This is a genomic window from Micromonospora zhanjiangensis, assembly GCF_042650605.1.
Classification (GTDB): Bacteria; Actinomycetota; Actinomycetes; order Mycobacteriales; family Micromonosporaceae; genus Micromonospora_J; species Micromonospora_J zhanjiangensis.
In genome coordinates this window covers 71836-80700 of the sequence record NZ_JBHSBN010000029.1, presented here as the reverse complement: position 1 = coordinate 80700, position 8865 = coordinate 71836, and the positions used below count along the sequence as shown (strand labels likewise).

7 protein-coding genes and 1 rRNA gene are annotated in these 8865 nt (G+C 73.6%); 7 read left to right on the top strand and 1 reads right to left on the bottom strand.

All coding sequences use genetic code 11. The annotated features are described in order from the left end of the window. Nucleotides 1-8 precede the first annotated feature (8 nt). A 5S ribosomal RNA gene (gene rrf / locus ACFOX0_RS28620) occupies nucleotides 9-125 on the top strand. Nucleotides 126-291: 166 nt separating this feature from the next. Here the strand turns inward: rrf and ACFOX0_RS28615 are convergent. Continuing rightward, nucleotides 292-1326 (bottom strand): questin oxidase family protein, encoded by a 1035-nt coding sequence (locus ACFOX0_RS28615; RefSeq protein ID WP_377551842.1) that lies wholly within the window; start codon nucleotides 1324-1326, stop codon nucleotides 292-294. 90 nt (nucleotides 1327-1416) lie between these two features. Between ACFOX0_RS28615 and nudC the strand changes: the two genes are divergently transcribed. The 6 genes from nudC (at nucleotide 1417) to ACFOX0_RS28585 (ending at nucleotide 8862) form a co-directional block, all read left to right on the top strand. Continuing rightward, complete coding sequence (gene nudC, locus ACFOX0_RS28610) at nucleotides 1417-2397, top strand: NAD(+) diphosphatase (protein WP_377551840.1); 981 nt, start codon at nucleotides 1417-1419, stop codon at nucleotides 2395-2397. Between the two features lie 64 nt (nucleotides 2398-2461). Further along, nucleotides 2462-2674: a heavy-metal-associated domain-containing protein gene (locus ACFOX0_RS28605; protein ID WP_377551838.1), complete on the top strand. Its 213-nt coding sequence runs from the start codon at nucleotides 2462-2464 to the stop codon at nucleotides 2672-2674. Beyond that, nucleotides 2671-3717: a hypothetical protein gene (locus ACFOX0_RS28600; protein ID WP_377551836.1), complete on the top strand. Its 1047-nt coding sequence runs from the start codon at nucleotides 2671-2673 to the stop codon at nucleotides 3715-3717. Before ACFOX0_RS28605 ends, ACFOX0_RS28600 begins: the two co-directional genes overlap by 4 nt. A 13-nt stretch (nucleotides 3718-3730) precedes the next feature. Further along, nucleotides 3731-6010 carry a heavy metal translocating P-type ATPase gene (locus ACFOX0_RS28595; RefSeq protein WP_377551834.1) on the top strand — a complete coding sequence of 760 codons (2280 nt, stop codon included), beginning with the start codon at nucleotides 3731-3733 and terminating at the stop codon, nucleotides 6008-6010. A gap of 488 nt (nucleotides 6011-6498) precedes the next feature. Next, nucleotides 6499-7125, top strand: a complete 627-nt coding sequence (locus ACFOX0_RS28590) for a DUF6230 family protein (protein ID WP_377551832.1) — start codon at nucleotides 6499-6501, stop codon at nucleotides 7123-7125. Between the two features lie 81 nt (nucleotides 7126-7206). Next, the gene (locus ACFOX0_RS28585) at nucleotides 7207-8862 is read left to right on the top strand and encodes a DUF6114 domain-containing protein (RefSeq protein WP_377551830.1); all 1656 of its coding nucleotides are present in this window, start codon (nucleotides 7207-7209) and stop codon (nucleotides 8860-8862) included. Nucleotides 8863-8865: the final 3 nt, after the last annotated feature.

Sequence of the window (8865 nt, the reverse complement as noted above, 5' to 3'; positions counted from 1 at the left end):
GATAGAGTTACGGCGGTCATAGCGGAGGGGAAACGCCCGGCAACATTCCGAACCCGGAAGCTAAGCCCTCCAGCGCCGATGGTACTGCACCCGGGAGGGTGTGGGAGAGTAGGACACCGCCGGACAACCATTCCAGTCGAGGGCCGCCCCCACCAGGGCCGGCCCTCGACTGCGTTCGCGCCACAACGAAGAACGGGCCGCCCATTCCGGGTGGCCCGTTTCTCGTTTTCGCCTCTTCCCGATCAGGGCCGCGCCTCGGCCAAGCCGGCGCGGACTCCCTCGGCGTCCCGGTCAGTCGTCGGCCAGGTCGGTCGCGACCTGCGCCGCGGTGGCCAGGGCGGCACGATCGCCGCCGCGCCGGAACGTGTCGACGGCCGTGTCGGCGAACTTGATCGCGTGCGGGTCCCCCGTCGCGACCGCCCGGGACAGGACGGAGTCCGGGTCCAAGCCCGGTCCGGCCACCGGCGCGGGCCGGCCGACCGCCGGGGCGTACGCGGCGGTGACGGCCGCCGTGGCCGCCCAGCCGGCGGCCAGGCTCGCCGGCCACAGCCGGCGCGGCAGGGCCGGGAGGGTGCGCAACACCGCGTTGGGAGCGGTCGCCGAGTGCACCAGCATGATGGTGTCGCCGTGTCCGTGGGTGCCGACGCGGAGCACCGCCGCGTCGACGACGGCGGCCAGCCGTACCGCCGGATCGGTCTGCTCGGCGCGCGGTACGGCCGCCGCACTCGCCGGCCAGTCCGGCAGGTCGGCCAGTTGGGCCAGCCGGTGCCGGATGCCGTACCGCTGGTCGGGTACCCGGGGGACCGCGTCCAGCGCGGCGCGTGGATCGTCGCTGCCGTAGGGGCCGGCGCCGGCCGGGGCGAGCGGTTGCCAGCGGGCGGCCCAGTAGGCCAGGCCCTGACCCAGTTCGGTAACCCGGGCCGGCGTCTCGGCGTCGAGCAGGGCCCGCACCGCGTGGCCGACCCGGATCACACCGTGTGTGGCGCCGGCCGCGATGCCCGGCAGCAGGCGCGGCCACCAGCGGACGAGCACGTCGCGCCACGGCTCGTCGGCGAGCTCCCGCTCGAAGTAGCGCAGCCAGTCGCCGGTCCGCACCGGATCCCCCAGCGGGTCCCGCCACTGGTCCACCGCGATCCGGGCGATGCCGCGCGGCCGCTCCTCCATCCGGTCGGCGTACCCGTCCAGCCACCGGTGCACCAGGTCGGCCCGTCCGGCCCGGACCAGGGACTCCGCGGCCATCGGCGCGTGGTTGGACAACCAACCCGCGCGTTCCGGTCCGGTCCGGGAAATCCGTTCGTACGCCTCGTCGATAGTCGAATCAGCCATGCTCAGCAGCCTGCGGCCTGAAGTCGACTTGAAGTCAACCCGGATGGACCTGGGCGGGGGGTCGCCTCGACGACGTGGCACGGTGGGCGGGTGGCAATTGACGAATCTGTGTTGACGTACACCGGGGGGTGGCTGGACCGGGCCGGTGGGCTGCGTTCCGATCCGGACTGGCTCGCCGCGACCCTGGCCGATCCCGGCGCCCGGGTGATCCCGGTCTGGCGGGACCGGTGTCTGGTGACCGCCGACGGCGTACCCGTGCGGTTGTGGGTGGGGACGGCCGGTGACCTGCTGGCGGCCGCCGCCGAGCCGGTGTTCCTCGGCCTGGACGACGGCCGGGGCGTGTTCGCCGTGGACCTGTCGTCGGCGCCGGAGGAACGGGCGCTGGCACTGGCCGGCGCGGATCGCGCGGTGGACGTCCGGGCCGTGGTGGGGGACCTGTCGGCGGCCGAGGCGGCGGTCCAGGCGTACGCCCGGGGGATCCTGCACTGGCATCGGCAGCAGGCGTTCTGTGGCAGTTGCGGCGGTGGGACCGAGGTCCGCGCGGGCGGGCACGTGCGGGCCTGTCGGGGCGCCGCCTGCGGGCGCCTGCTGTTCCCCCGGATCGAACCCGCCGTCATCGTGCTGATCGAGTCGCCGGAGTCGCCGCCGCGGTGCCTGCTGGCCCGGCACGCCGGGGCCGGGCCGGACTCCTTCTCGTTGCTGGCCGGCTTCGTCGAGGTGGGGGAGAACCTGGAGGACGCGGTCCGCCGGGAGGTCGCGGAGGAGGCCGGCGTACGGCTGTCGAGCGTGACCTACCAGGGTTCGCAGGCGTGGCCGTTCCCGGCCGGCCTGATGGTCGGCTTCCGGGCGGTGGCGGCCGACATCGGGGTGGACGTCGACCGGGACGAGCTGGTCGAGGCCCGGTGGTTCAGCCGCGAGCAGCTGCGTGAGCGGGCGGCCGCGGGTCACCGGCTCGGCCGGGTGGACTCCATCGACCGGCGGCTGTTGCGGGCCTGGCTGACGGAGGAGGCACCCGGCGGGAGTGACGGGGGACTCGGCGCGGCCGATCCGGTTGATACCCCTGGGGGGTAGGGGTAGAGTGGGTGGAGTCGGCCCGGTCCCGTCCGGGCGTCCGTTCTGCGAAAGGAAACGACCCATGGCCTCCAAGACCTACACCGTCACCGGAATGACCTGCGGCCACTGCGTCAGCGCCGTCAGCGGCGAGGTCGGCCAACTGGCCGGGGTCACCGACGTGCAGGTCGATCTCGCCACCGGCGCGGTGACCGTGACCAGCGACCAGCCACTGGACGACGCGGCGGTCCGGGCCGCGGTCGACGAGGCCGGCTATGAGTTGGCGGACCGGTCGTGAGGGTGCCGGCCGGGCCCGGCGCGTTCGACCGGACGCCGGTCCGGCTCGGCGCCTTCGCCGTGGGCCTGGCCCTGGTCTTCGGGGCCACCTGGGGACTCGGCGGCGCGCTGGGCGGCCCGCCCGGTCCGGCGGCCGAGGCCCGGTCGGGCGGCCACGACGACGGCGGCGAGGCGGCCCACGGTACGGGTCACTCCGGTGCGCCGGCCGCCGGTGACCAGCCCGTCGACCTGCCCGGCGGCCTGCAACTGGCCCAGGACGGCTACCGGCTCGAACCGCTCACCGCCGGCCTGTCCACCGACCACCCGACCGACCTGCGGTTCCGGATCGTCGGACCGGACGGCGCGCCGGTCACCCGGTACGTCGAGACGCACGAGAAGGAGTTGCACCTGATCGTGGCCCGGCGGGACCTGACCGGATTCCAGCACGTGCACCCGACCCGGGCCGCGGACGGCACCTGGTCGACGCCGTTGCGTGCCCTGGCCGGCGGCGGTCAGTACCGGGTCTTCGCCGACTTCCGTCCCGCCGGGCTGGACCGGGCGCTCACCCTCGGCGTGGATCTGCCCGCGGCGGGGACGTACCGGCCGGTGGAGCTGCCGGCACCGACCCGTACCGCCGGGGTGGACGGCTACACGGTCCGGCTCGACGGGGAACTGCGGCCCGGCGCCGAGGCCCGGCTGACCCTGACGGTCGAGCGGGACGGTCGGCCGGTCACCGACCTGGAGCCCTACCTCGGGGCGTACGGGCACCTGGTGGTGCTGCGCGCCGGTGACCTGGCCTATTTGCACGTACACCCGGACGGGGCGCCCGGCGACGGGCGGACCGCGCCGGGACCGGCGATCACCTTCCACACCTCCGTGCCGTCGGCCGGCGGGTACCGGCTCTACCTGGACTTCCAGCACGCCGGCCGGGTACGCACCGCCGAGTTCACCATGTTCGCCGGCGCGGTGCCGACCCCGGCCGACCAACCCGCCGGGACGACCCCCGGTGCCGGGACGACCCCGGGTGCCGGGGAGCACGGTGGACCCGGGCACGGGCATGACTGACGGGAGTGAAGTGATGACGTCCAGTGCCACCTCCCGGTCGGCTCCGGCCAGCCGGATCGAGCTGGCGATCGGCGGGATGACCTGCGCCTCCTGCGCGTCCCGGATCGAGAAGAAGCTGAACCGGCTGGACGGGGTCAGCGCGACGGTCAACTACGCAACCGAGAAGGCGAGCGTCGAGTACGCCGCACCGGTCACCCCGGACGAGCTGATCGAGACGGTCCGGCGGACCGGCTACACGGCGGAACTGCCGCCGCTCCCGGCGCCCGCCGTCCCCGAGGAACTCGCCGACACCGTCACCGAGCCCGATGCGCACCTGCGCGGGTTGCGCACCCGGGTCCTGGTCGCGCTGGTGCTCACCGTGCCGGTGATCGCCCTGGCGATGGTCCCGCCCTGGCAGTTCACCTACTGGCAGTGGGCCTCGCTGACGCTCGCCGCACCGGTAGTGGTGTACGGCGGCTGGCCGTTCCACCGGGCCGCCTGGACCAACCTGCGGCACGGCGCGGCCACCATGGACACGCTGGTGTCGGTCGGCACGCTGGCCGCGTTCGGCTGGTCGCTGTGGGCCCTGTTCCTCGGCACGGCCGGCATGCCGGGCATGACCCACCCGTTCAGTCTGGCCGTCACCCGCGGCGACGGTGCCGGCAACATCTATCTGGAGACCGCCGCCGGGGTCACCCTGTTCCTGCTCGCCGGCCGCTACTTCGAGGCCCGGGCCAAGCGCCGGTCCGGTGCCGCGCTGCGGGCGCTGTTGGAACTCGGCGCGCGCGACGTCGCGGTCCTGCGCGACGGCACCGAGGTACGGATACCGATCGGGCACCTCTCGGTCGGCGACCGGTTCGTGGTCCGTCCCGGCGAGAAGATCGCCACCGACGGGATCGTCGAGGAGGGTTCCTCGGCGGTGGACGCCAGCATGCTGACCGGCGAGTCGGTGCCGGTGGAGGTGGCGGTCGGGGATCCGGTGGTGGGTGCCACCGTCAACGCCGGTGGGCGACTGGTGGTGGCCGCCAGCCGGGTCGGCGCGGAGACCCAACTGGCGCAGATGGCCACCCTGGTGGAGCAGGCGCAGACCGGCAAGGCGCAGGCGCAGCGGCTGGCCGACCGGATCTCCGGTGTCTTCGTACCGGTGGTCCTGGCGCTGGCGGTGGGGACGCTCGGCTGGTGGATCGGTGCCGGCGCGGGGCTGACCGCCGCCTTCACCGCGGCCATCGCCGTACTGATCATCGCCTGCCCGTGCGCGTTGGGCCTGGCCACCCCGACGGCGCTGCTGGTCGGCACGGGCCGGGGCGCCCAGCTCGGCATCCTGATCAAGGGGCCGGAGGCGCTCGAGTCGACCCGCCGGGTGGACACCGTGGTGCTGGACAAGACCGGCACGGTCACCACCGGGAAGATGACCCTGGTCGAGGTGCGTACCGCCGACGGTGAGGACGCCGGCGAGGTGCTGCGGATCGCCGCGGCGCTGGAGAGCGCGTCCGAGCACCCGATCGCCCGGGCGGTGGTCGCCGGCGCGCGGGCCGGCTCCGGGAGTGCCGGGCTGCCGGCGGTGACCGGGTTCGCCAACGCCGAAGGGCTCGGCGTCACCGGCACCGTCGCTGGGCGCGCGGTGGTCGTGGGCCGGCACCGGCTGATGCGGCAGCACGGCCTGGAACTGCCCGACGAGGTACGCGACGCCGCCGAGGCCGCCGAGGCGGCCGGCCGCACGGTGGTGCTGGTCGGCTGGGCCGGCCGGGTCCGGGGTGCGCTTGTCGTCGCCGACGTGGTCAAGCCGACCAGCCGGGCCGCGGTGGCCGGGCTGCGCGCGCTCGGCCTGACGCCCGTCCTGCTGACCGGCGACAACGCCACCGTCGCCGGGGCGGTCGCCGCGGAGGTGGGCATCGACCGGGTGATCGCCGAGGTGCTGCCCGCCGACAAGGTGGACGAGGTCAAGCGGTTGCAGGCCGACGGCAAGGTGGTCGCGATGGTCGGCGACGGGGTCAACGACGCGGCAGCGCTGGCCCAGGCCGATCTGGGCCTGGCCATGGGCACCGGCACCGACGTGGCGATCCAGGCCAGCGACCTGACCCTGGTCCGCGGTGACCTGCTGGCCGCGGTCGACGCGATCCGGCTGTCCCGGAGGACGCTGGGCACCATCCGGGGGAACCTGTTCTGGGCGTTCGCCTACAACGTCGCGGCCCTACCGCTGGCCGTCCTCGGGCTGCTCAGCCCGATGATCGCGGGGGCCGCGATGGCGGTCAGCTCGGTGTTCGTGGTCAGCAACTCGCTGCGGTTGCGCCGGTTCCGTTCGTCCGTCCACTGACGACGGCGCCGGGGACGGTCGCCACGGCCGTCCCCGGCATCCGGTCCCACGTCCGTCGCCGACCGGTCGATGACCTGCCTGTCCAGCGACCGACGCCGAGGAGTTGGCCGGCTCATCCACCGAACGGACATTCATGCGAACTACAGGTGCTCGTTACTGAATCGCAACAAACACGTATCGCGACGCTCTGGAACGCCGGGTAACGGCTCACGGCGTCGATTGCGGCGATTTGACCGGGCTGGCCCGGTCGACCCGACCGCACTCAGGGTCACCTTGGGCGATCTCCGGCCACTAGCCCAGTTACCGGTCAGTAGCAAGGGGGTTGTGAGCCACGTCGCGGACGCGAGAATATCGGGCGCACGCCTCGGCTACCGATGAGTACGCGACGGACCACGCGCCCCCGTCGGCCCGCGGCGTCCCTCAGACCGCCCACGCCCCACCGTCATCGGTGCCGATCCGCGTCGGGCGAACCGCATCAAGGAGGACCCGTGCAGGATCGTCAAGACACGCAGGTGCAGGGGCGTACCAGATGGCGGCGGTTCGCCGCCATGATGGTGCCCTCGGCCGCCCTGGCCGGTGCCGTGGTCTTCGGGATCAGCAACGGCGCGCTCGCCGCGTCCATCACGGTCTCCGGCCAGACGTTCAAGGTGAGCGCCTCCAAGCTGGTCGGTGACGGCTTCACCCAGTACGGCGGGATCGCGGACGAGGAGGGCGCCGACCCGAACAACCCGCTCGGCAAGGGCCACCACCCGGTCGCGGTCTCCTCGATCGGCACCGCCAAGTTGTACGACCTGTGCCAGTCGGTCGCCGTGCCGGGCACCCCGGTCGTGCTCACCATCAGGGCCGGCAGCAGCACCGGCGGCAAGGAAAACCCGGCCATCGCGAAGAACATGCTGATCGACATGGACTCGCTCGAGGGCGAGGCGGTCTTCGACGACATCAAGATCGGCCGGGACGCCGGCGCCCTGGGTGGCGCGCCGGGCTCCTTCGGGCAGAGCGCCAAGACCGTCACCATCACCGATCTCCGGCAGGTGGCCCGCTACACCAGTGCCGCGCAGTTCTCCCTCACCGGTCTGCGGCTGGTCGTCAAGACCGACGGCAAGGAATGCTTCTGAGCTGACCCGAGGGCTCGTGGCGGGCGCCCGCCACGAGCCCCCGACCGGTCCGCCGAACGAACCGCACCCAGGAGGACGTACGTGACAACCGCCGACGCCCGGCCCGACCGGCCGGGAACGTTCACCCGGGGCTGGTCGGCCTTCCGCCACTGGCGGCGGACGCGACCCTTCTGGGGCGGTCTGCTGCTGGCGGTGTCCGGTGTGGAGATCTTCGCCACCACCCAGATGAGCCTCGCCGGGCTGAGCTTCCAGATGGGACCCACCGGGTTCCTGTCCTGGCTGATCCCCACCATCCTGGTGGCCTGCGGGATGCTGCTCTGGTTCACCCCCCAGCAGCGGATGTTCTACGCCGTCGTCGGCTCGGTCACGGCGGTTTTCTCGCTGATCGCGGTGAACCTGGGCGGCTTCTTCATCGGCCTGCTGATCGGCATGGTCGGCGCGGCGCTCGGCTTCGCCTGGACACCGCTCGCCCCGGTCCGACCGGCCATCGCCGATTCGCCGGCGGAGCCCGAACCCGACACCGGGGTCGACGGACTGCTCGACGGCAACCAGGGCTGGCCGGCCGGCGACGAACCGGACCGGCCGGTCGCCGCCGTACCGTCGGCCGGTGACCGGGCGCCGGCCGACCTGCTGCACGACACGCTGCCCGCGCCACGCAACCCGCTGCGCGAACCGGCACCCGGCGACACCGCGACCGGCGACCGCCCGGACCACGGCGGCGACCGCGCCGGCGCCGGTTACGGAACCGGGTACGACGAGACCCGCGGCGAGCACCACTCCACGTACTGGCCGGACCCGGACCAGGGCGCGGCCGGCGGCCCGGCGCCGACCGAGCGGCGGTCGGGTCGGACCCCTCCGCTCTACGTGGCGATCTTCCTCGCGGCCAGCCTGTCGCTGGCCGGGGCGGTCGTCGCGCACAACGCCCTGCCCGCGTACGCCGCCGTGCCCGGCTGCCCCAGCACCGCCCGGCCGACCCCGGCGGCGACGCCACCGGTGACGCCGACCCCGGGCCAGGAGATCAGCCCGACACCCGACCCGAACGCGAAAGAGTCGAACGGCAACATCATCACCGACATCGTGGACGGCATCGTCGGCATCTTCGGGGGCGGAACGGCGAAGGAGAGCGCGGCACCGACCCCGAGCGGGTCGGCCGGCGCGTCGGCCCGGGCCGCCAGCCCGACACCGACCGCATCCGGTGGGCAGCAGAGCCGGCCCGGTTGCGCGCAGCCGAACCAGCCGAAGCCCGGTGCCAAGCAGCCCGTACCGAAGGCGGGCAAGCCGGCACCGCTGATCGCCACCGACGAGGACCAGCCGCCGGTGGCCAAGGTGCCGTCCCGGCTCACCGGTTCCAAGGTGACGATGAGCAAGCTGCGGCTGGCCGGCATCGTGGAGCTGCCGACCGAGGGCGGCGGCACGCTGCGGGCCCTGAAGTTCAGCATGAGCCGGGCCGTCACGGACGACTTCACGCTGGACGTGCCGGGCAAGCCGGGCCTGCTGTTCAAGACCAAGGCGTTGACCGTCGACGGCGACGTCGCGTTCTACGCCACCCGGTTCGTCGGGCGGATCCCGGTGCTGGGCATCAAGGTCACGTTGACCCCGGACCTGCCCATCCCGCCGGACGGCATCCCGATCACCGTGCCGTTCGACGTGGTCTTCGACGACCCCGACATGCAGCTCGCCTACGTCCAGTGCCACACGCTGACCGCCAAGCCCAAGCTCGACCTGACCCTGCCCTGATCC

What these genes read in the sequence shown, in the direction of transcription:
- ACFOX0_RS28595 (WP_377551834.1), top strand. Translation starts at nt 3,731, where the DNA reads ATGACGTCCAGTGCCACCTCCCGGTCGGCTCCGGCCAGCCGGATCGAG.
- ACFOX0_RS28605 (WP_377551838.1), top strand. Translation starts at nt 2,462, where the DNA reads ATGGCCTCCAAGACCTACACCGTCACCGGAATGACCTGCGGCCACTGC.
- ACFOX0_RS28615 (WP_377551842.1), bottom strand. Translation starts at nt 1,326, where the DNA reads ATGGCTGATTCGACTATCGACGAGGCGTACGAACGGATTTCCCGGACC.